Source organism: Roseateles sp. GW821-FHT02E12, from assembly GCF_059421665.1.
In genome coordinates, this window is the sequence record NZ_JBWKVK010000001.1 from 1,393,499 (window position 1) to 1,418,443 (window position 24,945).

The 24,945-nt window shown below is 69.7% G+C and carries 23 protein-coding genes; 9 read left to right on the forward strand and 14 right to left on the reverse strand.

Annotated features, from left to right (window positions below):
• Positions 1–5: 5 nt before the first annotated feature.
• Positions 6–755 (reverse strand): DUF1365 domain-containing protein, encoded by a 750-nt coding sequence (locus AC07V5_RS06650; RefSeq protein ID WP_495114843.1) that lies wholly within the window; start codon positions 753–755, stop codon positions 6–8.
• Positions 752–2,062, reverse strand: coding sequence for an NAD(P)/FAD-dependent oxidoreductase (locus tag AC07V5_RS06655; protein WP_495114844.1), 1,311 nt, complete (start codon positions 2,060–2,062; stop codon positions 752–754). The genes AC07V5_RS06650 and AC07V5_RS06655 overlap by 4 nt, the downstream gene beginning before the upstream one ends.
• Before the next feature lie 530 nt (positions 2,063–2,592).
• On the opposite strand from AC07V5_RS06655, the gene AC07V5_RS06660 reads away from it, so the two are divergent.
• Together AC07V5_RS06660 and AC07V5_RS06665 are read left to right on the forward strand one after the other, a co-directional pair.
• Positions 2,593–3,570 (forward strand): MerR family transcriptional regulator, encoded by a 978-nt coding sequence (locus AC07V5_RS06660; RefSeq protein ID WP_495114845.1) that lies wholly within the window; start codon positions 2,593–2,595, stop codon positions 3,568–3,570.
• Positions 3,571–3,583: 13 nt separating this feature from the next.
• Positions 3,584–4,453, forward strand: coding sequence for a ferritin family protein (locus AC07V5_RS06665; RefSeq protein WP_495114846.1), 870 nt, complete (start codon positions 3,584–3,586; stop codon positions 4,451–4,453).
• 18 nt (positions 4,454–4,471) lie between these two features.
• Here AC07V5_RS06665 and AC07V5_RS06670 read toward each other — a convergent pair whose 3' ends face one another.
• The 4 genes from AC07V5_RS06670 to AC07V5_RS06685 all read right to left on the reverse strand — a co-directional run bounded on the left by AC07V5_RS06670 (position 4,472) and on the right by AC07V5_RS06685 (position 7,538).
• On the reverse strand, positions 4,472–5,338 hold the full coding sequence (locus tag AC07V5_RS06670; protein ID WP_495114847.1) for a hypothetical protein: 867 nt from the start codon (positions 5,336–5,338) through the stop codon (positions 4,472–4,474).
• Positions 5,339–5,363: 25 nt separating this feature from the next.
• Positions 5,364–6,233 carry an ABC transporter ATP-binding protein gene (locus tag AC07V5_RS06675; protein WP_495114848.1) on the reverse strand — a complete coding sequence of 290 codons (870 nt, stop codon included), beginning with the start codon at positions 6,231–6,233 and terminating at the stop codon, positions 5,364–5,366.
• A complete protein-coding gene (locus AC07V5_RS06680) occupies positions 6,230–6,583 on the reverse strand; it encodes a GntR family transcriptional regulator (RefSeq protein WP_495114849.1) in 354 nt (117 codons plus the stop codon). Before AC07V5_RS06680 ends, AC07V5_RS06675 begins: the two co-directional genes overlap by 4 nt.
• A gap of 217 nt (positions 6,584–6,800) precedes the next feature.
• Positions 6,801–7,538 carry a hypothetical protein gene (locus AC07V5_RS06685; RefSeq protein ID WP_495114850.1) on the reverse strand — a complete coding sequence of 246 codons (738 nt, stop codon included), beginning with the start codon at positions 7,536–7,538 and terminating at the stop codon, positions 6,801–6,803.
• A gap of 84 nt (positions 7,539–7,622) precedes the next feature.
• On the opposite strand from AC07V5_RS06685, the gene AC07V5_RS06690 reads away from it, so the two are divergent.
• Entirely contained in the window at positions 7,623–8,579 is a 957-nt protein-coding gene (locus tag AC07V5_RS06690) for an SGNH/GDSL hydrolase family protein (RefSeq protein ID WP_495114851.1), read from the forward strand.
• On the opposite strand, the gene AC07V5_RS06695 is transcribed toward AC07V5_RS06690, so the two are convergent.
• The 7 genes from AC07V5_RS06695 to AC07V5_RS06725 all read right to left on the reverse strand — a co-directional run bounded on the left by AC07V5_RS06695 (position 8,539) and on the right by AC07V5_RS06725 (position 18,452).
• Positions 8,539–9,681 (reverse strand): MFS transporter, encoded by a 1,143-nt coding sequence (locus tag AC07V5_RS06695; protein WP_495114852.1) that lies wholly within the window; start codon positions 9,679–9,681, stop codon positions 8,539–8,541. The genes AC07V5_RS06690 and AC07V5_RS06695 overlap by 41 nt on opposite strands.
• Positions 9,678–10,166 carry a thioredoxin family protein gene (locus tag AC07V5_RS06700; protein ID WP_495114853.1) on the reverse strand — a complete coding sequence of 163 codons (489 nt, stop codon included), beginning with the start codon at positions 10,164–10,166 and terminating at the stop codon, positions 9,678–9,680. The genes AC07V5_RS06695 and AC07V5_RS06700 overlap by 4 nt, the downstream gene beginning before the upstream one ends.
• 143 nt (positions 10,167–10,309) lie before the next feature.
• Positions 10,310–11,299 carry an extracellular catalytic domain type 1 short-chain-length polyhydroxyalkanoate depolymerase gene (locus AC07V5_RS06705; protein ID WP_495114854.1) on the reverse strand — a complete coding sequence of 330 codons (990 nt, stop codon included), beginning with the start codon at positions 11,297–11,299 and terminating at the stop codon, positions 10,310–10,312.
• Positions 11,300–11,301: 2 nt separating this feature from the next.
• Complete coding sequence (locus tag AC07V5_RS06710; RefSeq protein ID WP_495114855.1) at positions 11,302–12,678, reverse strand: efflux transporter outer membrane subunit; 1,377 nt, start codon at positions 12,676–12,678, stop codon at positions 11,302–11,304.
• The gene (locus AC07V5_RS06715; protein ID WP_495114856.1) at positions 12,675–15,830 is read right to left on the reverse strand and encodes an efflux RND transporter permease subunit; all 3,156 of its coding nucleotides are present in this window, start codon (positions 15,828–15,830) and stop codon (positions 12,675–12,677) included. Before AC07V5_RS06715 ends, AC07V5_RS06710 begins: the two co-directional genes overlap by 4 nt.
• 7 nt (positions 15,831–15,837) lie before the next feature.
• Positions 15,838–17,058: an efflux RND transporter periplasmic adaptor subunit gene (locus tag AC07V5_RS06720; protein ID WP_495114857.1), complete on the reverse strand. Its 1,221-nt coding sequence runs from the start codon at positions 17,056–17,058 to the stop codon at positions 15,838–15,840.
• 167 nt (positions 17,059–17,225) lie between these two features.
• A complete protein-coding gene (locus tag AC07V5_RS06725) occupies positions 17,226–18,452 on the reverse strand; it encodes a multifunctional CCA addition/repair protein (protein WP_495114858.1) in 1,227 nt (408 codons plus the stop codon).
• Positions 18,453–18,481: 29 nt separating this feature from the next.
• On the opposite strand from AC07V5_RS06725, the gene fghA reads away from it, so the two are divergent.
• The 4 genes from fghA to AC07V5_RS06745 all read left to right on the forward strand — a co-directional run bounded on the left by fghA (position 18,482) and on the right by AC07V5_RS06745 (position 22,415).
• Entirely contained in the window at positions 18,482–19,315 is an 834-nt protein-coding gene (gene fghA, locus AC07V5_RS06730) for an S-formylglutathione hydrolase (RefSeq protein ID WP_495114859.1), read from the forward strand.
• A gap of 117 nt (positions 19,316–19,432) precedes the next feature.
• The gene (locus AC07V5_RS06735) at positions 19,433–20,767 is read left to right on the forward strand and encodes a dicarboxylate/amino acid:cation symporter (RefSeq protein WP_495114860.1); all 1,335 of its coding nucleotides are present in this window, start codon (positions 19,433–19,435) and stop codon (positions 20,765–20,767) included.
• A gap of 47 nt (positions 20,768–20,814) precedes the next feature.
• Positions 20,815–21,438, forward strand: a complete 624-nt coding sequence (locus tag AC07V5_RS06740; protein ID WP_495114861.1) for a TetR/AcrR family transcriptional regulator — start codon at positions 20,815–20,817, stop codon at positions 21,436–21,438.
• Between the two features lie 68 nt (positions 21,439–21,506).
• Entirely contained in the window at positions 21,507–22,415 is a 909-nt protein-coding gene (locus tag AC07V5_RS06745) for an alpha/beta hydrolase (RefSeq protein ID WP_495114862.1), read from the forward strand.
• Between the two features lie 18 nt (positions 22,416–22,433).
• On the opposite strand, the gene AC07V5_RS06750 is transcribed toward AC07V5_RS06745, so the two are convergent.
• On the reverse strand, positions 22,434–23,246 hold the full coding sequence (locus AC07V5_RS06750; RefSeq protein WP_495114863.1) for a class I SAM-dependent methyltransferase: 813 nt from the start codon (positions 23,244–23,246) through the stop codon (positions 22,434–22,436).
• Positions 23,247–23,402: 156 nt separating this feature from the next.
• On the opposite strand from AC07V5_RS06750, the gene AC07V5_RS06755 reads away from it, so the two are divergent.
• On the forward strand, positions 23,403–23,951 hold the full coding sequence (locus AC07V5_RS06755) for an OsmC family protein (protein ID WP_495114864.1): 549 nt from the start codon (positions 23,403–23,405) through the stop codon (positions 23,949–23,951).
• Positions 23,951–24,925, forward strand: coding sequence for an AraC family transcriptional regulator (locus AC07V5_RS06760; protein ID WP_495114865.1), 975 nt, complete (start codon positions 23,951–23,953; stop codon positions 24,923–24,925). The genes AC07V5_RS06755 and AC07V5_RS06760 overlap by 1 nt, the downstream gene beginning before the upstream one ends.
• The last annotated feature ends 20 nt before the right edge of the window (positions 24,926–24,945 follow it).

A 24,945-nucleotide genomic window follows, 5' to 3' on the forward strand; every position in this document is an offset into this window, starting at 1 on the left:
GGCGGTCAGCGCGTGATGAAGCGCTCTGGCGGCTGGGGTTTGGAGAAGAAGGGCACGCGCTTGAGAGCGAGCTTGAGTGCCTGCCAATGGATGCGGGCGACGACCATCAGCGTCAGTGCCGGCATCGTGAAGAAGGCGGTGCGGGCGCGGCGCGAGGTCAGCGGGCGCAGTCGGCCGCTGAGGCTGGTCAGCAGCAGCGGGCCGGCGGTGTCGTCGTGGTCCACGCAGCTGACGACGTGGTCGCCCGTGCGCAGGAAGCGAAAGCGGTAGCGCCCCTCGACGCCACAGAAGGGCGAGACGTGGAAGACCTTGGCGGCCGTCTGCTCGCTGCCCCAGGCCAGGTTCGGCCCACGCAGCAGATAGCAGTGGCGTTCGCCGAAGGTGTTGTTGACCTCGACGACGACGGCCGCCAGCGTGGCGTCGGCGCGCTCGCAGAACCAGAAGCTGACCGGCTTGAAGACATGGCCCAGCACGCGCGGATAGGTCTGCAGCCAGATCTCGCCGTCGGCATCGGCAATGCCTTCGGTGGCAAGCACGCCGTGCAGCCAGTCCAACGCGTCGCTGCCGCCGTCGCCGTGGTCGGCGTCGTGAAAGCTCAGCCAGCCCCAGCCGTTGCGGTTCAGCGCCGTGCTGGGCTCGCGGCGGAGCGCCCGCATCGGCAGCCACAGGAAATAGCTCGGGTAGGCGAAGGCGTGTTCACGCGGGCGCAGCCGGCGGTGGAATACTTGGCCCGTGCCGAGCAAAGGTGTGTTCACGACAGCACCTGCTCCATGACTTGCCGGGCGGCCGTCAGGCCCGACAGCAAGCCGTCCTCATGAAAGCCATAACGCGTCCATGCGCCGGCAAACCAGACGCCGCCCACGCCCTGGATCTCGGGCAGGCGGGCCTGGGCGCGCACGGCGGCGTCGTCGAAGACCGGGTGTGCGTAGTCGTAGCGGCCGATGACGCGGGCCGGGTCTGGCTGGCGCAGCGGATTCAGCGACACGACGACGGGCTGGCGCCAGGGGAGGGGCTGCAGCTGGTTCAGCAGGTAGTGCAGGCAGACCGACGAACCATCGCTGCCGCTCTCGTAGTTCCACGCTGCCCAGGCGCTGCGCCGGCGCGGCAGCAGCGTGGCATCGGTGTGCAGCACGGCGACGTTGGGCTGGTAACGGATGGCGCCGAGCAGCGATTGTTCGGCGACGCTGGCGTCGGCCAGCAGCGCCAGGCTCTGGTCGCTGTGGCCGGCGAGGACGACGGCGTCGAAACGCTCTTCGGCACCGTTCACGTTCAGCATGACGCCACCGCCGGGCAGGCGGCGCACGGCCTGCACCCGGGTGGCCAGGCGCACGTCGTGAATGGCCGGCAGCATGGCATCCACGTAGTGCCGCGCGCCGCCGCGCACCGTCCACCACTGCGGCCTGTCGTTGACCTGCAGCAGGCCGTGGTTGTGGCAGAAGCGGATGAGCGTGCGGATGGGGAACTGCAGCATCTGCGCCGTCGGGCACGACCAGATGCAGGCGACCATGGGCAGCAGGTACCAGTCCCGAAAGCCGCGGCCGAAGCGGTGGCGGTCCAGAAACTCGCCGATGGGCTCGGACAGCGCAGCCTCCTCGCCGTGCGTGGCCAGCGCCGTGCACAGCCGGTTGAAGCGCAGCAGGTCGGCCAGCATCCCCCAGAAGGCCGGGCGCAGCAGGTTGCTGCGCTGGGCGAAGACGCTGGCCAGGCTGGTGCCACTCCACTCGATGCCGTCGGCAGGCACCTGGGCCGAGAAGCTCATGTTGCTCTTCGCGACGGCGATGCCGAGCTGGTCGAAGAGCTGGATCAGCAGCGGGTAGGTGCGCTCGTTGAAGACGAGGAAGCCGGTGTCCACGCCGTGGTTGAACCCCTCCAGCGTCACGTCCACCGTGTGCGTGTGGCCGCCGGCGTAGTGCCCAGCCTCGAACAGCGTGACGTGGGCGCGGTCGCTCAAGCCCCAGGCGGCCGACAGCCCCGCGATGCCGCCGCCGACGACGGCGATGCGCTTGCCCGTGTTCTCGCCCGGCGTGCGCGGGTGGCCGCGGCCATGCAGCAGGTCGAGCACGGGCGCCGCATGCGCCGTGCCGGCCGATGAAAACGAAGGGCCCGCGTCATCGACACGGGCCCGGGTTGTAAAAGCGGTCGCAGAACGCCTCGAAGCCAACGAGGGAGGGAGGGAGGAGGAGGAGAACGGCTCCGAGATTGCTGCTCTAGTCTCAGAGAGGTTGCGCGACCCGAATTCGAGGTTGGACGGAGGAACCCGGGCCGGAGCAGGACTCGGGTTTTCACTGTGTGTGTAGCCTGAGAGGCGCTCCGAAGCATGAAGTTCCTGGGCGCTGTACCCAGTTCGGGCGACGATTGTTGTCGTCATGGTTGGGTGTTCCGCGCTGCCTCGACGTTCCGGCCCTGGTTTGCAAACAGTGCACGAGACGGCCGCTTGCTGGGAGAATCGAAGCGTGGTGTTGATGGTTTGTCCTGTGCAAACGGCGTTTGCAGGCCTATATTAAGTCATGAATCTTGAGTTGTCTCAGTTTTGTCCAGGACAAATGAAGTGCATCGTCTTGCGGCATGCCACCGAACGGCAGAGCCGTCGCGATGACTGATCCCTCGGTCTACGTGGGCAGCGACAGCGCGGATGCGGGTGCGCAGGCGGGTGGCATGGGCATCGCCGTCGTCGAGCGCGACACGGGCATCAACAAGGAGACGCTGCGCGTCTGGGAGCGCCGCTACGGCTTCCCGGCGCCCTGGCGCGACGCCGCCGGCGAGCGCCTGTATCCGCCCGAGCAGGTGCACAGGCTGCGCCTCGTCAAGCGGCTGCTGGACGCAGGCCACCGGCCCGGGCGCGTCGTCGCCGCGTCACCGCAGGAGCTGGCCACCCTGCTGCATCCACCGGCAGCCATGCCAGCCCTGGCGACGGCGGTGCCCGAGGCGCCCGAGATCCGCGCCTGCACGGCCATGCTGCAGGCGCATGACATCGACGGCCTGCGCCGCACGCTGTCGCAGGCCCTGTTGCGCCGCGGCCTGGCGGGGGGCGTCACCGAGGTCATCGCGCCGCTGACGACGCGCGTGGGCGAGCTGTGGATGAACGGCGAGCTGCAGATCTTTGAGGAGCATGTTTACAGCGAGTCGTTGCAGCTGGTGCTGCGCCAGGCCATCCATGCCCTGCCGCCGCAGGCGCAGGGCGGGGGGCCGCGCGTGCTGCTGACGACGCTGCCGGGCGAAGGCCATGCGCTGGGCCTGCTGATGGCCGAGGCCCTGCTGAGCCTGGAGGGCGCGGTCTGCCTGTCGCTGGGCGCGCAGACGCCGCTGGCCCAGCTGACGGCCGCCGCAAGCGCCTACCGCGCCAATGTCGTTGCGCTGAGCTTCAGCGGCCAGTTGCCCGCCCGGGCCGTGCTCGACGGCCTGGCCGCCTTGCGCGGCCAATTGCCGGCGGAAGTGGAGATTTGGGCCGGCGGCAGCAGTCGTGCGCTGCGTGTGGCGGGCTGCCCCGAGGGCGTGCGCTGCCTCTATGGCCTTGACGCCGTAGGGCCAGAAATGCAGCGCTGGCGCGAACTTTTAGAATCACGCCTCTAGACGAGGACCCGACATGCTTTACCCCGAACTGTTCAAGCAACTCGAAGCCGTGCGCTGGAACATGGACCGCGACATCCCCTGGGACAAGTTCGACGCCAGCCAGCTGACCGACGAGCAGGCACAGACGATCAAGATGAACGCCATCACCGAGTGGGCGGCGCTGCCGGCCACCGAGATGTTCCTGCGCGACAACCGGGAAGACAGCGACTTCTCCGCCTTCATGTCGGTCTGGTTCTTCGAAGAGCAAAAGCACAGCCTCGTGCTGATGGAATACCTGCGCCGCTTCCGCCCCGACTTGGTGCCCACCGAGGCCGAGCTGCACGAGGTGCGCTTCGACTTCGACCCCGCCCCGGCGCTGGAAACGCTGATGCTGCACTTCTGCGGCGAGATCCGCCTGAACCACTGGTACCGCCGCGCGTCCGAGTGGCACTCCGAGCCGGTCATCAAGGCCATCTACGAGACCCTGTCGCGCGACGAGGCCCGCCACGGCGGCGCCTACCTGCGCTACATGAAGCGCGCCATGGCCAAGTTCGGTGACGAGGCGCGCGCCGCCTTCGCCAAGGTGGGCGTGCTGATGGCCAGCGCTCGCCGCACGGCCCAGGCGCTGCACCCCACCAACCTGCACGTCAACGCCAAGCTCTTCCCGCGCGACACCATCCAGAGCCGCGTGCCCGACCCCGAGTGGCTGGAGCGCTGGCTGGACAAGCAGATCCAGTTCGACACCGTGTGGGAGAACAAGGTCGTCGAGCGCATCCTGCACAACATGAGCCTGCTGATGGACCGCAGCTTCGCCACCGTGCAGGAGCTCAACCGCTTCCGCAAGGAAATGGCGGCACGCATCGTGCCGCCAGCGGGTGAAGGCCTGGCCGTCAAGCCGGCCTGAGCCCTCGTCAAACTCTGATCAGCCTGCCCGCGAGCGCTTCAGCACCACCAGTGCGAAGCCCGCGGCGGCCACGGCGGCCCAGCCCAGGAACTGCACCGACGCCAGCTCCGCCAACGCGTTGCCGTAGTCGCGCAGCACCCAGGTCCACAGGTTGACGTCGGACATCAGCGCGTCCTTGAGGCCGTGGCTGTCATGGACGATGCTGCTGTTGACCTGCGCGTTCCATGCGGCCAGCGCCCGCAGCGGCCAGTCGATGCTGTAGACCTTCTCCAGCACCAGCACGCTCACCAGGCTGCCCACCAGCACCAGCGGCACGCCCAGGCGCTTGAGCCATGCCGAGGCCGCCATCAGCACGAAGATCAGCGGCGCCAGCCACAGCAGCATCGGCAGCGTGCCGGCCAGGCCGCGCAGCAGCAGCGGCAGCGCCGCGGCGATGACCTCGCCCCAGTTCACGCTGGTGACGGCGGAAAAGCCGCCATGGCCTGTCAGCACCGCCATCGCGATCGGCAGCCCGAACAGCGTGCCGATGGCGGCCCCGCCGATCGGTGCCAGCCATGCATGGGCCAGCACTGTGGCCGCCACGCTCTCGCTCGGCCGCCCCGGCAGGGACAGCCAGAACTCGATGGAGCGGTCCTGCGCATCGCGCCGCGCCAGGCCCGGCAGCTGGAACAGCGCCACCAACAGGCAAATCGCGTAGACGGCGCAGGCGGTGATCAGCAGCATGGCCAGCGACAGCAGCTCCTTGTGCTCATTGGGCAGCCCCTGCACGTTGCCGAACGGCAGCATGGCCAGGAAGAGCACGGGCGGCGCGATGGCGGCGATCAGCCAGCCGCGCTTGTGCTGCATCCATTCGCGCAGCAGCAGGGTGGGGATATGGGATGTCATGGCGGTTCCTTCTTGTGTGAGGCCGTCAGGCTTGCTTGCTGTTCAGCGCCGGGTTGCGGGTCAGCGCCATGAAGAGGTCAACCAGGCTGGGGCGCACGCGCTGGCCCAGGCTGGCGACATGCTCGGGCGGCGCACCGTCGAAGAGCGACGTCGTGCGGCCCTGCTCGCGGTAGCGCAGCAGCGGGTGGGCAGCGGCCATCGCGTCGGCAGCGGCCGGGTCGTGGCTCAGCGCCACGAAGCGGCGGTCGATGTCCTCCAGGCTGATCGACAGCGCCACGCGCCCTTCGTCCAGCATGATCACGTCGCTCAGCAGTGCCTCCACCTCCTCGACCTGGTGGGTCGAGATCAGCACGCTGCGTTCGCCGTCGCACCACTCGTCGATCAGCATCTCGTAGAAGCTCTTGCGCGACACCACGTCCAGGCCCAGCGTCGGCTCGTCCAGGATCATCAGCTTGGCGTCGATGGCGGCGATCAGCGCCAGGTGGGTCTGCGCCACCATGCCCTTGGACAGGCTCTTGACCTTGTCGTTCTCGCTCACGCTGGTGCGCTTGAGCAGCGCGCGCGCCCGCTCGGCCGAGAACTTGGGCTGCAGCCGCGCCATCAGCGTGATCAGCTCGTTCACCTTGGCCCAGCGCGGCAGCACGGCTACGTCGGGGATGTAGCTCAGCTGCTCCAGCAGCGTCTGGCGGTCCTGCGTGGGCTTGAGGCCCAGCACCGTCATGTCGCCCTGTACCGGCAGCAGGCCCACCAGCGCCTTCATCAGCGAGGTCTTGCCGGCGCCGTTGTGGCCCAGCAGCCCGACGACACGGCCCTTGGGCACGGTGAGGGAAACGTCGTTCAGCGCCGTCTTCTTGCCGTAGCGCAGCGTCACGTTCTTGATTTCGATGAGGTTCATGTCGACTCCCAGTTCAGATCCTTGGCGTTCAGGCCGAGGCGCTTGAGCTTGGCGCGCAGCGCCGGCCAGTCCTTCTGCAGGAACTGCTCACGCTCCTGCCGCAGCAGCCGCTCGCGGGCGCCGGACATGACATACATGCCCAGGCCGCGGCGCGATTCGATCAGGCCGTGGTCGCTCAGGGCCTGCAGCGCACGAGTGACCGTCAACGGATTGATGACGTACTGGCTGGCGAGTACGCGCACCGAGGGCAGTGCCTCGCCTTCCGGGGGGCTGCCGTCCAGCAGTTGCACGGCCAGTCGGTCGGCGAGCTGCTGGTAGATCGGTGCCTGGTCTGTCCAGGTGGGAGTCATGGGAGCTCCGAGGTGTGTTGCTGATGTAGCACACCATATCTCCGACCCCGGGGGTGACCTAGCGGGGGGCGACAGACTGCAGATTCGGGGGGATGGGCTGCACTGTCTGTCGGTTCTTGATCAAGCGGAAATCGTTCCGCCCCAGCTTTCTGCCAGCTCGCGAAGCTCCAGCTGTATGGCTATCGCGCCTATGCCGTCACCGGAGCGGTGAACGGGTTCATCCCAAGAGGTAGCCGAGTAGCGCGAGCGCCAGGACCACCGCGCCGACCAGCCACGTGGTCCGACTGGCCTTCCTTCGATCAGCGACTGCGCTTGTGCTGTCGGCGCGGTATTCGAGCTGGTGGTTGAGCGTGATGAAGTCCTTGGCGAAGCGCTCATTTCGCATCGTGCAGACGAACCGAGGCGACTCAAAGGCCGGTGCGATGTCGTCGCTGAAATCAAAAGCCGTGGTCATCTCGGTGGGCGGGGCGACCCGAAGGTGCTCCGTCGCGCGCCAGACGTGGCGACGCTGCGACCAGGCAATCGCGGCAAAAAAGGCCGCCACGACAACGAAGATTCCAGCTGCATCGAAGCGACCCTTGACCACCTGCTTCAACGCCAGATAGACCACGAACACCGCTGCCATCGCTGGCAGTACGGCGCCCAGCATCTCGCCCGTGGCGAAACTTGAGAGCACCTGTGACAGTCGGCTGGGAGGAGCGGCTTGCGCGTGATGGACCGCGGCACACTGGCTGCAGATTGGAACGCGCACGCTCGTCACGACGTGCTCCGTTGGCGCGTCGCTGTGAACCCGTTGGAAAACCTTGGCGTACTCAATCTCGACTGATGCCGAGTTTCCGCAATTGGGGCAGAGCGGCGGAAAGCTCAGCGAGCTGGGGCTTCCCTGCAACGTGAAGCGGTGGGAATGCGCCACGACCTCGGAATCTGGCAGCCGCGGTTCAGAACGCGTGGTCATGGGCGCACAGCCTTTCAAGGGCGAGAGATGAGCGTACCAGCCGTGGATCCATCGGCAGTTGCCGTTCCTGGCCATACTCCGCAGATGACCCGCGCGCGCCACCTCCTGCCCTCGCTCCTGCTCGCCGCCGCCATCCCAGCCACCGCTGCGTGCGACCGCACCCCGCTGCCATCCGCGTCCGCGCAGGCCCCGCAGCGCATCCTCTTCGTCGGCAACAGCTTCCTGCACGGCCACGCGCCGCCGGTGCTGCACTACAACGCGGCCCGCGTGGCGGACTTGAACGGGAGCGGTTACGGCGGTGTGCCGGGGGTGTTCAAGCAGCTCGCCGACGACGCGGGGCTGCATGTCGAGGTCGCCAGCGAGCTGGTCAGCGGCCAGACGCTGAAGTTCCACCTCGACGAGAAGCGCGCGCTCATCACCAGCCGGCCCTGGGACATCGTCGTGCTGCAGGAATACAGCACGCTGAGCCCACAGCGGCCCGGCGATGCGACGGCCTTCGTCGCGGCGGCCGGCCAGCTGGAGGCGGCAGTGCACGGCGCCAATCCGGCCGCACGCGTCTACCTGCTTGAGACCTGGGCGCGTGCCGATCAGGTGTACCGCACGCCAGGTGGCCGCTGGGCCGGCAAGACGCTGGAGGCCATGCAGGGTGACCTGCACATGGCCTACGCGCAGGCGTCGGCGCGCGCCGCGTGCATCGCCGGCGTGCTGCCGGTGGGCGACGCGGCGCTGCGTGCGGTGCAGGAGGGCGTGGCGGACCGCGACCCCTACGACGGCATCGACGCTGGCAAGGTGAACTTGTGGGGCGACGACAGCTACCACCTCAGCGCCTGGGGCAGCTATCTGGAGGCGCTGGTTCTCTTCGGCCAGCTCACCGGCCGCGACCCCGCGAGCCTGGGTGCGCAGAGCCGCGCCGGGCTTGACCTGGGCCTCAGCGCCGCGCAGGTCGAGGCGGCGCAGGGCGTGGCGTCACGCCAGCTGCGCGCGCCGCACGACGGTGGCTTCAAGCGCCCCGCATCGCCCGCTTCGCCGACAGCGCCATGAAGATGGCGAACACGACGACGACGACCAGGCCGGCGGTCAGCGACGAATGCTCGGCCACGAGGCCGATCAGCGGCGGGCCGGCCATCATGCCGAGATAGCCTACGCCCGACACGGCCGCGATGCCGTGGGCGGATGACACGCCGGGCACCTGCGACGCGGCGCTGAAGATCACCGGCACGACGTTGGACAGGCCCAGGCCGACCAACGCGAAACCGACCAGCGCGACGACCGGTGACGGCACGGCCAGCGCGAGCGCCATGCCGGCGGCGCCGAGCACGCCGCTGGCGCGCATCAGCTTCGTGCCCGACATGCGGGCGCGCACCCAGTCGCCGCCGAACCGGCCCGCCGCCATCGCGCCGCTGAAGCTGGCGTAGGCCAGGGCCGCGGTGCTGGCCTCGCTGGCGCGCTCCTGCTTCATGAAGAGCACGCTCCAGTCGTACATCGCGCCTTCTGCGATGAGGCCCATGGATGCCAGCACGCCCAGCAGCAGCAGCGGGCCGCGCGGGATGCTGAGCGGCCGCTTCTCGTCGGCCGCACCGGGCTCAACCGGCAGCATGGCGCGGCTGGCCACCAGCGCGCAGACGGCGCCCAGGCCCGTGGCCACGAAGAGATGGCCTTGCGGCGTGAGGCCCAGCGCCGGCGCCACGCTGCCCAGGCCCGCGCCGGCCATGCCGCCGAGGCTGAACATGCCGTGGAAGCCGCTCATCAAGGGCCGGCCGGACAGGCGCTCGATCTCGGTGGCCTCGACGTTGACGGACACGTCGAGCAGGCTGCCGGTGATGCCGAAGCCCAGCATGACGACGAGCAGCCCCGCGTAGGACGAGAAGGCCAGCAGGCAGGCGACGCTGGCGCAGCACAGCACGCCCATCGTGGCCGCCACGGCGCTGGGGCCGAAGCGGCCCACCACGCGGCCGGCCTGGGCCAGCGCCAGCAGCGCGCCGACGCCGCCGGCCAGCATCGCCAGCGCCAGCGCCTGCTCGCCCAGGCCGTAGTGGGCCTTTACCGTGGGCACATGCACGCCCCAGGTGGCGAACATGACGCCCAGCACGAAGAACTGCGTGCGCAGCGCGATGGACGCGCTGGCGAGGGAGGGGTTGGTCACTTGGCCGTCGCAGTCACACGGCTGAAGAAGTCGTAGACGCCCTGGTCGCCCATCTTGCGGGCGTCGGCCAACTCGCCGCCTTCGGTCGCGTAGATCAGCTTGCCCTGGGGCGACAGCACGGCGACGGCCGGGATGCCCTTCTTCAGCGGCACGCGGTAGCTCTCGGCGATGTCGACATTGCGGTCGAAGCGGCCGACGTCGACCTTGACGACCTTGAAGCTCTTGGCGATCAGCGGAGCGCTGGGGCCGGTCTTGAAGGTCGCGTCCAGCATGCGGCAGTCGCCGCACCAGTTGGCACCGAAGACGACGAGGACGGGCAGCTTGGCCTTGGCAGCGTCATCCAGCGCGGCGCGGATGGCGGCCTTGGCGTCGGCCGCTTCGTCGTAGATGGCGGGCGGGCCACCGGCATGGGCGGCCAGGCTGGCGCCGAGGAGCAGGGTGGCGGTGAGGGAGCGCAGGGTCGCGGGGTGTCGTGTCAGGGGCATATCGGAGGGCGGTGGCGCAAATGCTCAAAAGCGCTTGAAAGCGCTTTCAAGCGATGTTGCATGAAAAATGACAGCGGTGTCAAGCGCGTGAGCGAAGCGGCTGTCAATGCGCTTGTGAATGGGGCGTGCAACCGCAAGGCGGGTTAGCGGGATGCCTGCTCGAAGAAGCGCCAGATCACGTCGTTGGCATCCAGGGCCTGTGACGCGGCGGGCTTGCCGCGGCGCACACTGTCGGCGCCGGGCCAGGAGTGGCCGCCGGTGTCGGTGACGCAGAGCTGCACGGACACGCCGCCCGCGCAGCCGGTGTGGGCTTCACAGGTGGCGCCGGGCTTGTCCAGCGTGCCTGACATGCGTTGGGGCGGGGCCGTGCAGTGGTCCCGCTGCACCCAGCGCGCGATCGTTTCGGGCACGGAGACGAAGGCCATCACCTTGCTCTCGTCGCGGAAGGCGTTCGGGCCGGCGCCACCGTTGAACAGCACGTGGTCGTCGTCCTTGGCATGGATGTGCAGCACGGCGATCGGTTTGCTCGGCGTGCAGCTGGCGGTGGCGTCGGTGCCGGCGACAGAGGCGACGGCGCGGAACACGTCGGCCGCCTCGCAGGCCAGGCGGTGGCTGAGCATGCCGCCGTTGGACATGCCGGTGGCGAACACGCGCGTGGCGTCGATGCTGTGGCGGGCCTGGACGGCCTTTACGACGGCGCGTGCAAAGCCGACGTCGTCGACGTTGCGGTCGCGCGCGTCCCCACAGCAACCGCCTGCATTCCAGGTGGCGAACTTGCCGCCGGGAAGCTTGCTGTAGCCATTGGGGAAGGCGACCACGAAGCCTGCCTCGTCGGCCTTGCGTTGCAGGCCGTACTTCTCGTCGTCGGCCATGTATTCCGCATGCCCGCCGCCGCCGTGGAAGGCCAGCACCAGCGGTGCCGGCCGTGCGGCGTCATAACCTGCCGGCAGGTGGACGAGCACCTTGCGGCCCTGCACCTGCAGCTCCTGCAACCCGCCCTTGGCAGGTGCTTCGCCGCCCTTCTCGGCGCGGCGCTGTTCGATGCGGGCCTTGATGCGTTCGCGCATCGTCTCTTGAGCCTGCGCTGCGGGCAGCAGCAGCGAGAGCGCCAGGGCGAACGCGAACCGGCGCATGGTCAGCCTCCGCCGCCCAGCACGCGATAGACGGCCACGAGGTTCTGCGCGCGCAGGCTCTGCACCTGCACGAGGGCTTGCCGGGCCGCGAACAGCGAGCGCTGCGCATCCAGCACGTCCAGCGAGCTGGAGATGCCGGCGCGGTAGCGCTCCTCCGACAGCGCCAGGCGGCGCGTCTCGGCGTCCACCAGGGCGGCCTGCGCCGTGCGCTGCTCGGCCAGCGTCGCGCGGCTGGCAAGTGCGTCGGCGACATCACGGAACGCACTCTGAACCGCCTTCTCGTACTGCGCCGTGGCGGCATCACGCGTGGCACGGGCGCCGGCAAGGTTGGCGCGGTTGCGGCCGGCGTCGAACAGCGGCTGGATGAGCGACGGCGCAAAGCTCCAGGCCGTGTTCTTGAACAGGCCGTCGAGTTGGTTGCTCGCAGTGCCGAAGCTGCCGGTCAGCGTGATGCGCGGTAAGAAGGCGGCGCGGGCGGCGGCGATGTTGGCGTCGGCCGCAGCGAGCTGCTGTTCGGCCTGGCGGATGTCGGGGCGGCGCGTCAGCACCTCGCTGGGCACACCGGCGGGCAGCTCGGCCAGCGGCTCGAAGTCGGCCAGTGCACCGGTCGGTGCGGGCAGGTTGGCCGGCAGTGCCGAGCCGAGCAGCAGCACCAGCGCGTTCTCGTCGAGCGTGCGCTGGCGTTGCGTCTGCACCAGTGCCACGCGGGCCGCCTGCATGGCGGACTCGCCGGCGCGCAGGTCCAGCTCGCTGGTGATGCCACCTTCGAAACGCTGTCGGATCAGGCTGAGCGACTGCTCGCGGCTGGCCAGCGTGTCGCGCGTGAGCTTGAGCAGCGCTTCGTCGGCCTGCAGAGCGATCTCGGCCGTGGCGACGGCGGCCACCAGCGCGTTGCGCACGGCTTGCTGGTTGGCTTCGGCGCCCAGCAATTGAGCTTGCGCGGTGGCGCCCAGGTTGCGCAGGCGGCCGAACAGATCCAGCTCGTAGGCGGTGACCTGCAGGCCGGCCTGGTAGAGGCTGGCAATGCCGCCGCTGGCCGTGGGCGTGCGCGAGCCGCTGATGCCGGCGTTGACGGTGGGCCAGAGATCGGCGTCGCGCGCCGCGGCCGTGGCGCGGGCGCTGTCGATATTGGCGGCGGCCACGCGCAGATCGCGGTTGTTGGCCAGCGCCAGCGGGATCAGCTGCTGCAACCGCGTGCCCTGGAAGGCCTGGGCCCAGGGCAGGGCCGCCGCCGCGGTGCCGCTGCCGCCTGCGTCCGGGAAGGTGGCCGCGGGCAAGGCGGCCTGGGCGGCTTCAGCGGCCGTGGGTTTCTTCGGTTCAGGGCCGGCGCAGGCGGCCAGCAGGGCGGCTGCGGCGAGCAGGGTCAGGGCGTGCTTCATGCCTGGCTCCCCGACTCTTCTTCCGACTCGTGGGCGTCGCGTCGCCGTTGGCGTTCGCTGGCCGGGAAGAACCGGCGCACGATGACGAAGAACACCGGCACGAGGAAGACGGCCAGCGCGGTCGCGGTGATCATGCCGCCCATGACGCCGGTGCCGATGGCGCGCTGGCTGGCCGAGCCCGCACCACTGGCGAGCACCAGCGGCAGCACGCCCAGGATGAAGGCCAGCGACGTCATCAGGATGGGCCGGAAGCGCAGGTGCGCCGCCTCGATGACCGCCTCGACGGCGCCCTTGCCGTGGGCCTGCAAGTCCTTGGCGAACTCGATGATGAGCACCGCGTTCTTGGCCGCCAGGCCAATGATGGTGATCATGCCCACCTTGAAATAGACGTCGTTCTCCAGCCCGCGGAAGTTGGCGCCCAGCACGACGCCGAGCACGCCCAGCGGCACGACGAGCAGCACGGCCATCGGGATGCTCCAGCTCTCGTACAGCGCGGCCAGGCACAGGAAGACGGCCAGCAGCGAGAAGCCGAACAGGATGAAGGCGGTGGAGCCTGAGAGCTTTTCCTCGCGCGTCAGGCCCGTCCACTCGTAGCCGAAGCCGGCGGGCAGCTCGGCCGCGATGCGCTCCATCTCGGCAATCGCCGCACCGCTGGACACGCCCTTGGCCGCCTCGCCGGCAATGCGCATCGTCGGGTAGCCGTTGTAGCGCACGGTCTGCATTGCGCCGCTGATCCACTTGCTGCTGGCAAACGCCGCCAGCGGCACGGGCTGGCCGGCCGTGTTCATCACATTGAGCTTGAGCAGATCCTCGGGCGTCATGCGCGCCTGCGCTTCGGCCTGCACGACGACGCGCTGCAGCCGGCCGGCGTTGGGGAAGTCGTTCACGTAGCTGGAGCCCAGCGACGTGCCGAGCACCGCGTTGACCGAGCCGATGGGCACACCCAGGGCCAGCGCGCGTTCGCGGTCGATGCTGAGTTCGAGCTGGGCGGCGTCTTCCAGGCCGTCGGGCCGCACGGCGGCCAGCAGCGGGCTCTTGGCGGCGGCGGCCAGCAGCTGGCCGCGTGCCGCCAGCAGTTCGGCGCGCGTGTGGCCGCTGCGGTCCTGCAGACGGAAGGCGAAGCCGTTGGCACGGCCCAGGTCACGGATGGGCGGCGGGCTGACCGGGAAGATGATCGCGTCGCGGATCTTGCTCAAGGCGCCGAAGGAGCGTGCCACCAGCGCCTGGGCGGTGTGCTCCGCGCCGTGGCGTTCGTCCCAGGGCTTGAGCGTGATGAAGCCCAGGGCCGCGTTCTGGCCTGAGCCCGCGAAGCTGAAGCCGACGACGCTGACCATGCTCTCCACCTCGGGCTGCTTGAGCATGTAGGCCTCGGTCTGCTGCATGACGGCCAGCGTGCGCTCCTGCGTGGCGCCGGGCGGCAGCTGCACGTTGACGAGGATGCTGCCCTGGTCTTCATTCGGCACGAAGGAGGTGGGTAGCTTCTGGAACATCAACACCGCCACGGCGATGACGGCCGCGTAGAGGATGAGCCAGCGCGGCGCGCGCTTGAGCATGCGGGTGACGCCGCTCTCGTAGCGCCTGGCCATGCCCGCGAAGCCGCGGTTGAAGGCGCCGAAGAAGCCGCGCTTCTCCAGGTGGTGGCCGGCCTCGACGGGCTTGAGCAGCGTGGCGCACAGGGCCGGCGTCAGCGACAGCGCCAGGAAGGCCGAGAACGCGATGGAGCTGACCATGACGGCCGCGAACTGGCGGTAGATGTTGCCGATGGCGCCGCCGAAGAAGGCCAGTGGCACGAACACCGAGATCAGCACCACGGTCACGCCGACGATGGCGCCGGAGATCTGGCCCATGGCCTTGCGCGTGGCGCGCAGCGGCGACAGCCCCTCCTCGCTCATGATGCGCTCGACGTTCTCGACGACGACGATGGCATCGTCCACCACGATGCCGATGACCAGCACCATGCCGAACATCGTCAGCACGTTGATCGAGAAGCCCAGGGCCAGCAGCGTGGCGAAGCTGCCCAGCAGCGCGATGGGCACCACCAGCGTCGGGATCAGCGTGTAGCGGATGTTCTGCAGGAAGATGAACATCACGACGAACACCAGCGCCACCGCCTCCACCAGCGTCTCGACGACCTGGGAGATGGAGATGTCGATGAACAGCGAGCTGTCGAAGGGGATGGCGGCCTTCACGCCGGCCGGGAAGTAGGGCTGCAGTTCTTTCAGGCGCTTCTTGACGAGGTCGGCCGTCTGCAACGCGTTGGCCGAGGGCGCCAGCTGCACGCCGATGCCCACCGAGGGCTGGCCGTTCAGCCGCGTGGAGCGGCCGCCGTAGGTCTGGGCGCCGAGCTCGACGCGGGCCACGTCCTTGAGCCGCACGGTGGAGCCGTCGGCATTGGCGCGCAGCACGATGTTGCCGAACTGCTCGGCGCTGGTGAGCTGGCCGCGCACGACGACGGTGGCGAACAACGTCTGGCCGGGCACGCTGGGCTGGTCGCCGATGGTGCCGGAGTCGACCTGCGCGTTCTGCGCGCGGATGGCGTCGTTGACGTCGGCGGGGGAGAGGCGGTAGCCGAGCAGCTTGGCCGGGTCCAGCCAGATGCGCATGCCGCGCTCGGTGCCGAACAGGCTGGCCTGGCCGACGCCGGGCACGCGCTGGATCTCGGGCAGCACGGTGCGCGAGGCGTAGTCACCCAGGGCCACCGGGTCGAAGGCCGGGTTGTCGCTGGACAGGATGGTGAAGAGCAGGAAGTTCGGGTTGGCCTTGTCCACCCGCACGCCCTGCTGGATGACGGCCGCCGGCAGGCGCGGCTGGGCGCGCGCCAGGCGGTTCTGCACGTCCACCTGGGCCAGGTCGGGGTTGGTGGCGGGGTCGAAGTTCAGCGTCAGCGAACCGGTGCCGTCGGCCTGGCTGACGGCTTCCATGTAGATGAGGCCGGGCGAGCCGTTCATCTCGCGCTCGATGATGCTGATGACGGCGTCTTCCAGCGTCTGTGCGGAGGCACCGGGGTAGGTCACCGACAGCGAGATGGCGGGCGGCGCCACCGGCGGGTACTGCGCGATCGGCAGCTGCTTGACCGCGACGCCGCCGATGACGGCGATGAAGAGGGCGATGACCCACGCAAAGATGGGCCGGTTGATGAAGAACTGCGCCATGTCGGGGTCAGGCCTTGGAGGCGGCCGAGGCGGCAGGCGCGGGCGTGGGGGCTGAGGCTGCTCCCGGCGGTGTCCACGGCACCGGCCTGGCCTTGCCACCGGCGCGCGCCTTCTGCAGGCCGTCGACGATGACCTTTTCGCCCGTCTTCAGGCCCGACAGCACCAGGGACTGGCCAGTGCGCGGCGGGCCGAGCTTGACCGGCCGCGCGCTGACGCTGCCGTCCTCGCCGACGACGAGCACGGTGTCGCCCTGCGCCGTGCGTGCCACGGCCTGCTGCGGCAGCCAGATGCCGTCGGCCACTTCGGCCAGCGCCAGGCGCACGCGCACATACAGGCCCGGCAGCAGCTGGCCCTGCGGGTTGGGCAGCTCGGCGCGCAGCGTGATCTGGCCGGTGGCGGGGTCCACGCTCAGGTCCGAGAACAGCAGCCTGCCGGGCTGCGCGTAGACGCTGCCGTCTTCCAGCAGCACCTGCACCTGCGCCGCTTCCTTGCCCGCCGCGCGTTGCAGCTGGCCGGCGGCCAGCGCCTTGCGCAGCCGCATGACCTCGTTGGCCGGCTGGGTGAAGTTCACGTAGAGCTTGTCGATCTGCTGCACGATGGCCAGCGGCGTGGCCTCGCCCTGGCCCACGAGGGCGCCTTCGGTGACGAGGGCGCGGCCCGCGCGGCCGGCGATGGGCGAGGTGACCGTCGCGTAGCCGAGGTTGATCTGGGCCGTCTGCACGGCGGCCTTGCCTGCGGCCACGTCGGCCTTGGCCTGGCTGGCTGCGGCCTGGGCGCCCAGCGCTTCCTGCTGGCTGACGGCCTGGCTCTTGGCAAGTGGGGCGTAACGGTCGGCCAGCGACTGGGCCTGCAGCAGGTTGGCCTCGGCGCGGGCGAGCTGGGCTTGTGCCGTGGCGAGCGCGGCGCGGTAGGGCGCGGCGTCGATGTCGAACAGCGGCTGGCCGGCCTTCACGTCCGAGCCCTCGGTGAACAGGCGCTTTTGCAGGATGCCGGCGGCGCGTGCGCGCACCTGGGCCACGCGGAAGGCCTCCAGCCGGCCGGGCAGTTCGGTGGTCAGGTCGGCCCGGCCCGGTGTGGCCGTGACGACGCCCACCTCGGGCGGCGGCGGGGCTGCGGCCGGCGCCTGGCCGCTGGACGGGCTGCACCCCTGCAGGCCGGCGCCCAGCACCGTCATCAACAGGACCGTCGCGCCCAGCCTTGCCTTGCTATCCCGTGCCAACTTCATCATTGCGTCCTGTTCGACTTGCTTCTTGCCGGCCCGGCCCGGCGCCACCTTTGGCGCGCGAAGCAAAACCACTAACTTTATCCATGCAATCGCTTTCACGCCGGTGAAGCAACGCAAAGCCCTCGGCCGATGGAGGCGGCCACGCCTAACGTGTGGCCCAGGCGGCGCGTTCAGCGTGCAGGCCCTTGAAGGGCCGCGAGCCGCGCTCGTTGCACGGCCCGGCCGATGTCCGCCCCCTTGGCACCGCGGGCGATGGCCTCGGCGCTGGCGGCGGCCAGGTCGACCTTCTGCGTCGCGGCCAGGTCGGCACCCAGGCGCTCGCGCTGCGGGTAGTCGCGGTCCTCCAGCCCCAGGCGGCCGCGGGCGTCGCACTCGCAGGCCCACAGCAGTTCGGCGAAACGGTCGGGCCGACGCCAGGCGTCGCAGCGCTCCAGCAGGCGCAGCCGGGCTTCGGCGCTGAAGCCGGTGCTCTGGTGCACATGGGTGTGCTCGCGGGCCACCAGCTCGGCCAGCTCGCGGCAGTCGGTTGGCACCTTCCAGCGGGCGCTCACCTCGCGGGCCAGCTTCTCGCTGCGTGCCTCGTGGGCGATGTGGCGCGGCAGCTCTTCCTTGCGCGTCGTGCCCTTGCCGAGGTCGTGGCAGAGGCAGGCGTAGCGAACGGTGAGCGGCGCGCTCAGCCGGGCGCATTGGTCCAGCACCATCAGCAGGTGGATGCCGGTGTCGATCTCCGGGTGGTGGGCCTCGGGCTGGGGCACACCGAACAGGGCTTCGACCTCGGGCAGCAGCTTGGCCAGGGCGCCGGCCTCGCGCAGCACCTCGAACATGCGCGAGGGCCGGGCTTCCATCAGCCCGCGCGACAACTCCTGCCAGACGCGCTCGGCCACCAGCGCATCCACCTCGCCGGCCGCGACCATCTCACGCATCAGCTCGACCGTCTCGGGGGCAACCGTGAAGTCGGCAAAGCGCGCCGCGAAGCGGGCCAGGCGCAGGATGCGCACCGGGTCTTCGGCGAAGGAGGGCGAGACATGGCGCAGCACCTTGGCCGCCAGGTCGCGTTGGCCGTCGTAGGGGTCGATGACCTGGCCCTGCTCGTCCTGCGCCATCGCATTGATCGTCAGGTCGCGGCGCGCGAGGTCCTGCTCCAGCGTGACGTCGGGCGCGGTGTGAAACGCAAAGCCGTGATAGCCCGCGGCCGTCTTGCGCTCGGTGCGGGCCAGCGCCACTTCCTCGCGCGTCTGGGGGTGCAGGAAGACGGGGAAGTCCTTGCCGACGGGCAGGTAGCCGGCAGCGAGCAGGTCCTTCGGCGAGGCGCCGACGACGACCCAGTCACGGTCCTGCACCGGCAGTCCGAGCAGGCGGTCGCGCACCGCGCCGCCGACGAGATAGGTCTTGAACATCGCCTGCATTCTGCGGCCACACTTGCGACATGCAGACCCTGAACGAACACCGCTGCTTTGGCGGCACTCAGCGCTTTCATCAGCACGATTCGGCCGAGATCGGCCTGCCCATGCGCTTTGCGCTCTTCACGCCGCCGCAGCCGCGCGCGCTGCTCGTCTTCCTCGCCGGCCTGACCTGCACCGAGGAGACCTTCGCGATGAAGGCCGGCGCCCAGGCGCTGGCGGCCGAGCTGGGCCTGGCGCTGTTGACGCCCGACACCAGCCCGCGCGGCGCCGGGGTGCCGGGCGAGAGCGAGTCCTGGGACTTCGGTGTCGGCGCCGGCTTCTATCTCGATGCGACGCAGGAACCGTGGGCCAGGCATTGGCGCATGGAGAGCTGGCTGATGAAGGAGTTGCTGCCCCTCGTGCAGCGTGAGACGGGCCTGGACCGCGTCGGCCTGTTCGGCCACTCCATGGGCGGCCACGGCGCGTTGACGCTGGCGCTGCGCCACCCGGGCCGCTTCCAGTCGCTGTCGGCCTTCGCGCCCATCAGCGCGCCCATGCAGTGCCCCTGGGGGCAGAAGGCCTTCAGCGGCTACCTGGGCTACGACCGTGCCGCCTGGGCCGCCCACGACGCCAGCGCGTTGATGCAGTCTCAAGCCAGCGCGCCCTTTCCCGAAGGCATCCTGATCGACCAGGGCCTGGCCGACAAATTCCTGGCCGAACAACTCCACCCCGAGGCCTTCGAGGCCGCCTGCGCATCCAAGGGTCAACCCCTGACCCTGCGTCGCCACGCGGGCTATGACCACGGCTACTACTTCATCGCCAGCTTCATGGACGATCACCTGCGCCACCACGCCAGCCAATTGGTTGTTAGGGGGTAAGGCGGCAAGCGGCGGCTGGCTGCTTGCAAATGTGGGAAGCCACAGTCGCCACCGCCCGCGTTCGCGCCTAAGCTGCCGCCAAACCGAGTTCCGTTCGAAGAACTGATGGAGACGCGCATGCAAGCCACCCCCACCGGGCGCCCGCCCATCTACCGATCCCTCTACGCCCAGGTCATCACGGCCATCGTCATCGGCGTTCTTGTCGGCCACTTCTGGCCGCAGACGGGTGAGGCGCTCAAGCCCCTGGGCGATGGCTTCATCAAGCTGATCAAGATGATCATCGCCCCCATCATCTTCTGCACGGTGGTGGTAGGCATCGCGGGCATGGAGGACATGAAGCGCGTCGGCAAGACCGGCGGCTACGCGCTGCTGTACTTCGAGATCGTGTCGACCGTGGCCCTCATCGTCGGCCTCGTCGTCGTCAACGTGCTGCGGCCGGGCGAAGGCATGCATGTGGACCCATCGACGCTGGACACCAAGGGCATCGCCGCCTACACCGGGCCGGGCAAGCTGCAGGGCACGGTGGACTTCCTGCTCGCCATCATCCCCACGACGGTGGTGGACGCCTTCGCCAAGGGCGAGATGCTGCAGGTGCTGCTGTTCGCGCTGCTGTTCGGCTTCGCGCTGCACCGCTTCGGCGGCCGCGGCACGCTGGTGTTCGACGGCATCGAGAAGACCTCGCACGTGCTCTTCGCCATCGTCGGCATGATCATGAAGGTCGCCCCCATCGGTGCCTTCGGCGCGATGGCCTTCACCATCGGCAAATACGGCCTGGGCTCGCTCGTCTCGCTGGCCAAGCTGATGGGCGCCTTCTATGCCACCTGCCTGATCTTCATCTTCATCGTGCTCGGCACCATCGCCAAGGTGCATGGCTTCTCGGTCTGGAAGTTCATCAAGTACATCAAGGAAGAGCTCTTCATCGTGCTGGGTACCTCCTCCAGCGAGTCGGTGCTGCCGCGCATGATGGCCAAGCTCGAGAACCTGGGCGTGCGCAAGTCCACGGTGGGCCTTGTCATCCCGACCGGCTACTCCTTCAACCTGGACGGCACCTCCATCTACCTGACGATGGCGGCCGTCTTCATCGCCCAGGCGACCGACACGCCGATGACGCTGACGCAGCAGCTCACGCTGCTGGGCGTGCTGCTGCTCACCAGCAAGGGCGCGGCCGGCGTGACGGGCAGCGGCTTCATCGTGCTGGCGGCCACGCTGTCGGCGGTGGGCGGCGTGCCGGTGGCGGGGCTGGCGCTGATCCTGGGCATCGACCGCTTCATGTCCGAGGCGCGGGCGCTGACCAACCTGATCGGCAATGGCGTGGCCACCGTCGTCGTCGGCAAGTGGACGGGTGATCTCGACACGGCACGCATGCAGGCGGTGCTGAACAACGAAACCCCGGCCGAGGCCGAAGAGCCGGAGGAAGTGCTGGACGTCGTGAATCAGCACATGGCGAAATAGCCTGACTGCGCGATGGGGTTTCCGCACGGTCGTGCTAAATTTCGGCCATGGAAACCCGCAGCGAACGCGCCGAGACCACGCTGGCCGCCATCGTCGGCGCGGCGCTGGACATGGCCGTCACCGAAGGGCTGGAGAGCATCAGCATCGGTGAGCTGGCCAAGCGGCTGGACCTGTCCAAGAGCGGCGTGTTCTCGCGCGTCGGCTCCCGCGAGCAGCTGCAGGTGGCCGTGCTGCTGGAGTTCGACAAGCGCTTCGTGCAGACCGTCTTCGTGCCCGCCATGGGCGAGGCGCGCGGCCTGCCGCGGCTGCAGGCCGTCATGCGCCGCTGGCTGCTCTGGGCCAGCGACGTCGACCGCCACAAGACCTGCCTCTACACGGCTGGCGCCTTCGAGTATGACGACCGCGAAGGCCCCGTGCGCGAACACCTGCTGGACGGCGTGCTGCGCTGGCGCGCCACGCTGCGCCGCACCGTGCTGCAGGCCATGGAAGCCGGCCACCTGCGCGCCGACCTCGATGCCGAGCAGATGGTGTTCGAGATGGACGCCATCTTCACCATCCTGCTGCACGACGCCCGCTTCCTGCGCGACCCGCGCGCGCCTGAGCGTGCCGAGCGCGCCTGGCAGCGGCTGCTGAACGACAGCCTGCCGCCCATCCCAAGCCCTGTGCCCTGAGGCGACCGCATGCCCTCGGTTTTTCGTTTGCTTTTTCGTCGCACGGTCGTGCGAAATATGGAGCTACTGTGACCACTGCCCACAACCCCGCCGCCGCCTTCTTCGCCTCGCCCGCTGCGCGCGGTATCGCCGCCCTGCTGCGCGGCCTGCAGCACGTCTCGCCCACGCTCGGCACGCGCCTGGCGCTGGGCATCTTCTTCACGCCCATGCCCACCAAATGGCTGGCCCGTTCGCGCGCCGTGCCGCGCCCTTGGGTGGAGCGCCAGTTGCCCTTCGAAGGCGGGCACATCAGCGTCTGGCAGCGCAGTGATCTCCAGCTCAGCGAACCGGGTCGCCCCAAGGTGCTGCTGACTCACGGCTGGGCGGGTGACGCCCAGCAGATGCGGCCGCTGGCCGACACGCTGGCGGCCGCAGGCTTCGAGCCGGTGCTGCTGGACCTGCCCGCCCACGGTCGCAGCAGCGGCTGGCGCAGCAATCTGTTGCAGTGGGTGCGGGCGATATTTGCCGTCACCGCCCGCTTCGGGCCGTGGGAGGGCGTTGTCGCGCATTCGCTGGGTGCGATGGCCATGTCCCACGCGCTGGCGCGCGGCCTGCCGGTGCGGCGCGCCGCGCTGATCGCGCTGGCGCCGGCGCCCTGGCAGTTCCTGCGCTGGTTCGCCCAGGCCATGGGCACGAGCGAGAGCCTGGCGGCGCGCATGCGCGGCCACTTTGAGCAGCGCGAAGGTGCGTCGCTGGGGCACTTCGAGCCCAGCTGGCTGAGCCTGCGCGTGAACCAGCCAACGCTGCTGGTGCATGACCGTGGCGACCTGACCGCGCCGCTGGCCGGCAGCGAGACCCTGCTCGCCGGCCTGAGCGCGGGCCGCCTGCACATGACCGAGAACCTGGGCCACCGCCGCCTGCTCAACGACCCCGCCGTCATGGAGCAGGTGGCCGAGCACCTGGAGGCCGCGCAGCCGCCGGCGCTGCGCGTCGTCTAGGGCGCCGGACGGCCGGGTTCAGCGGCGCGTCAGCACCACTTCCAGGTACTCGCTCGGCACGACGAGGCTGTCCGTGCCGCCTCGGTTCAGCGTGGCCAGCAGATCCTTCAGGTCCCGCTCCAGCGCCGCGCCCTGCTCCGGCCCCAGCGCGGCGAAGGCCTTGTGCACCGGGCCGTACCAGGTACGGAACACCTCGACGAAATGCGCGGGCGAGCGGTAGCGGAACTGGAAGTGCCGCCGGATCACGGAGACGTCCTTCACCGAGTCGCCAAACAACTCGTTCAAGTGCGACTCCTTGCCCCACAGCGACGGCGGTTGCGCGCCAGCCGGCGGCGGCACGTGGCGGCCGATCACCTTGAACAATTGGCCGATGAAACCCTCAGGCGTCCAGTTCGCCAGGCCGATGCGCCCGCCGGGCCGGCAGACGCGCGCCAGCTCGGCGGCGGCCTTGGGCTGGTCCGGCGTGAACATCACGCCGAAGGTCGACAACACTGCGTCAAAGCTCGCATCAGCAAAAGGCAAGGCCTCGGCGTCGGCGACGCGGAACTCGATCTGCAGGCGTTCGGCATCCGCCCGGGCGGCACCGCGCTTGAGCAGGTCGTCGACGTAGTCGGTGGACGTGACCGTGGCCCCGCGGCGTGCGGCGGCCAGGCTGGCGTTGCCGTTGCCCGCGGCGACGTCGAGGACTTGCTCGCCCCAGCGCAGGTCGCAGGCCTCGGCGAGCTGTTCGCCTACCAACTGCAGGGTGGTGCCGATGACGGCGTAGTCGCCGCTGGCCCAGGCGGTTTGCTGGCGGGCTTTGAGGGCGGCGAGGTCGAGTGGTGCGTTCATGGGGTGTCTCCGGATGGCGAGGCCGCCAGCTTCGCGCTCCGCGGCGCCCGAGTCCTGCCCGGACGCCCGCATTTCCTGCCCGAGCGTCCGGCCCCCCAGGCGGGCGCACGCAGGCTGGCGCCCATAATCGATCGACGTTGCGGACGGAGATTGGCCATGGCCCTGCATCACATTGCCACCGCGCTGGAGCGCGTGGCTGCCGTCATGCGCAAGCGGCCGGAACTCGGCCTGCACGACGACGCGCCCGCGCGGGTGCGCTGGGAAGGCGGCCTGCGCATTTCGGCCTTGCACGACAGCGGCCTGCGCCTGGACACCGACATGCCCCGCGAACTCGGCGGCAGTGGCGAAGGAGTGACGCCGGGCTGGTTGCTGCGGGCGGGCACGGCCTCCTGCGCCGTCACCTGCATCGTCATGAACGCGGCCGCGCGAGGGCTGGAGCTGCGGGCGCTCGACGCCTGGGTCTCCAGCCGCTCCGACACGCGCGGCCTGCTGGGGCTGGCCGATGCGGACGGGCAAGCCGTCGGTGCGGGGCCTGCGGTGATGACGCTGCATGTCCGCATCTCGGTCGCGGGCCTGACGGATGAGCAAACCCGCGAGCTGGTCGAGCAGAGCTGCCAGCGCTCACCCGTGCCGGCGGCGTTGCGGCAGCCGGTGCCCCTGACGCTGGACATCGAGGTGGACGAGACCAGGGCCGAGACGCGCTGATGGACGCGCTGTCTCACACCTTGCGCGTGGTGCGCCTGGTCGGCGCGATCTTTCTGCAGGGCAAATTCACCGCGCCCTGGTGCTACCAGTCACCCCATGCCGACCTCGCCGCCCCGCTGCTCGAACCGAATGCCGAGCGGGTGGTGATCTTCCACCTCATCACCCAGGGCGAATGCCACGTGACGCTGGACGGCGCCGCACCGGTGAAGCTCACCGCGGGCGACGTCATCGTCTTCCCCCACGGCGATGCGCACCGCATGGCGTCCGACCCGGCCCTGCCGGCCGCCAAGGGCGCGCGGCTCGACCGCCTGCTGGCGCGCCGGCCGCGGCTGCTGAGCCACGGCGGCGGCGGCGCCGAGACGCAACTGATGTGCGGCTACCTGGCCTGCGACACACGCCTGGCGCGCGTGCTGCTGGCCGGCTTGCCGCCGCTGGTGCACGTCAACGTGCGCGGCTCAAGTTCCGGGGCGTGGCTGGAGAGTTCCATCCGCTACGCGCTGGCCGAGGCCCGCTCGCCGCGCCCAGGTGGTGAGGGCGTGCTGGCCAAGCTCGCCGAGGTGCTGTTCATCGAGGTGCTGCGGCTGTACATGAACGGGCAGCCGCCCGACCGCACCGGCTGGCTCGCGGCCGTGGGGGACCGCATCGTCGGCGCCGCCCTGCAGGCCCTGCATGAACAGCCGGCCCGGCCGTGGACGGTGGAGGACCTGGCATGCGCGGCGGGCACTTCGCGGACCGTGCTGGCCGAACGCTTCCTGCAACTGGTGGGCAGCCCGCCGATGCAGTACCTGACGCACTGGCGCATGCTGCTGGCGGCCAACCTGCTCGCCGGCAGCAATGCGCCGCTGGCCCGCATTGCCGAGGAGGTCGGCTACCAGACCGACACGGCCTTCAGCCGTGCCTTTCGCCGCGAATACGGCGAGCCGCCGGCGGCCTGGCGCCGCAGCCGCGCGGGGCAGCCATCGCGGGTGATTTGAGTCGCCAGGGGACAATCAGG

Coding starts and splice junctions, on each gene's coding strand:
- AC07V5_RS06740 (WP_495114861.1), top strand. CDS start 20,815: ATGGAAACCCGCAGCGAACGCGCCGAGACCACGCTGGCCGCCATCGTC.
- AC07V5_RS06670 (WP_495114847.1), bottom strand. CDS start 5,338: ATGACATCCCATATCCCCACCCTGCTGCTGCGCGAATGGATGCAGCAC.
- AC07V5_RS06675 (WP_495114848.1), bottom strand. CDS start 6,233: ATGAACCTCATCGAAATCAAGAACGTGACGCTGCGCTACGGCAAGAAG.
- AC07V5_RS06680 (WP_495114849.1), bottom strand. CDS start 6,583: ATGACTCCCACCTGGACAGACCAGGCACCGATCTACCAGCAGCTCGCC.
- AC07V5_RS06760 (WP_495114865.1), top strand. CDS start 23,951: ATGGACGCGCTGTCTCACACCTTGCGCGTGGTGCGCCTGGTCGGCGCG.
- AC07V5_RS06755 (WP_495114864.1), top strand. CDS start 23,403: ATGGCCCTGCATCACATTGCCACCGCGCTGGAGCGCGTGGCTGCCGTC.
- AC07V5_RS06735 (WP_495114860.1), top strand. CDS start 19,433: ATGCAAGCCACCCCCACCGGGCGCCCGCCCATCTACCGATCCCTCTAC.
- AC07V5_RS06710 (WP_495114855.1), bottom strand. CDS start 12,678: ATGAAGCACGCCCTGACCCTGCTCGCCGCAGCCGCCCTGCTGGCCGCC.
- fghA (WP_495114859.1), top strand. CDS start 18,482: ATGCAGACCCTGAACGAACACCGCTGCTTTGGCGGCACTCAGCGCTTT.
- AC07V5_RS06660 (WP_495114845.1), top strand. CDS start 2,593: ATGACTGATCCCTCGGTCTACGTGGGCAGCGACAGCGCGGATGCGGGT.
- AC07V5_RS06715 (WP_495114856.1), bottom strand. CDS start 15,830: ATGGCGCAGTTCTTCATCAACCGGCCCATCTTTGCGTGGGTCATCGCC.
- AC07V5_RS06690 (WP_495114851.1), top strand. CDS start 7,623: ATGACCCGCGCGCGCCACCTCCTGCCCTCGCTCCTGCTCGCCGCCGCC.
- AC07V5_RS06705 (WP_495114854.1), bottom strand. CDS start 11,299: ATGCGCCGGTTCGCGTTCGCCCTGGCGCTCTCGCTGCTGCTGCCCGCA.
- AC07V5_RS06725 (WP_495114858.1), bottom strand. CDS start 18,452: ATGTTCAAGACCTATCTCGTCGGCGGCGCGGTGCGCGACCGCCTGCTC.
- AC07V5_RS06720 (WP_495114857.1), bottom strand. CDS start 17,058: ATGATGAAGTTGGCACGGGATAGCAAGGCAAGGCTGGGCGCGACGGTC.
- AC07V5_RS06700 (WP_495114853.1), bottom strand. CDS start 10,166: ATGCCCCTGACACGACACCCCGCGACCCTGCGCTCCCTCACCGCCACC.
- AC07V5_RS06685 (WP_495114850.1), bottom strand. CDS start 7,538: ATGACCACGCGTTCTGAACCGCGGCTGCCAGATTCCGAGGTCGTGGCG.
- AC07V5_RS06750 (WP_495114863.1), bottom strand. CDS start 23,246: ATGAACGCACCACTCGACCTCGCCGCCCTCAAAGCCCGCCAGCAAACC.
- AC07V5_RS06665 (WP_495114846.1), top strand. CDS start 3,584: ATGCTTTACCCCGAACTGTTCAAGCAACTCGAAGCCGTGCGCTGGAAC.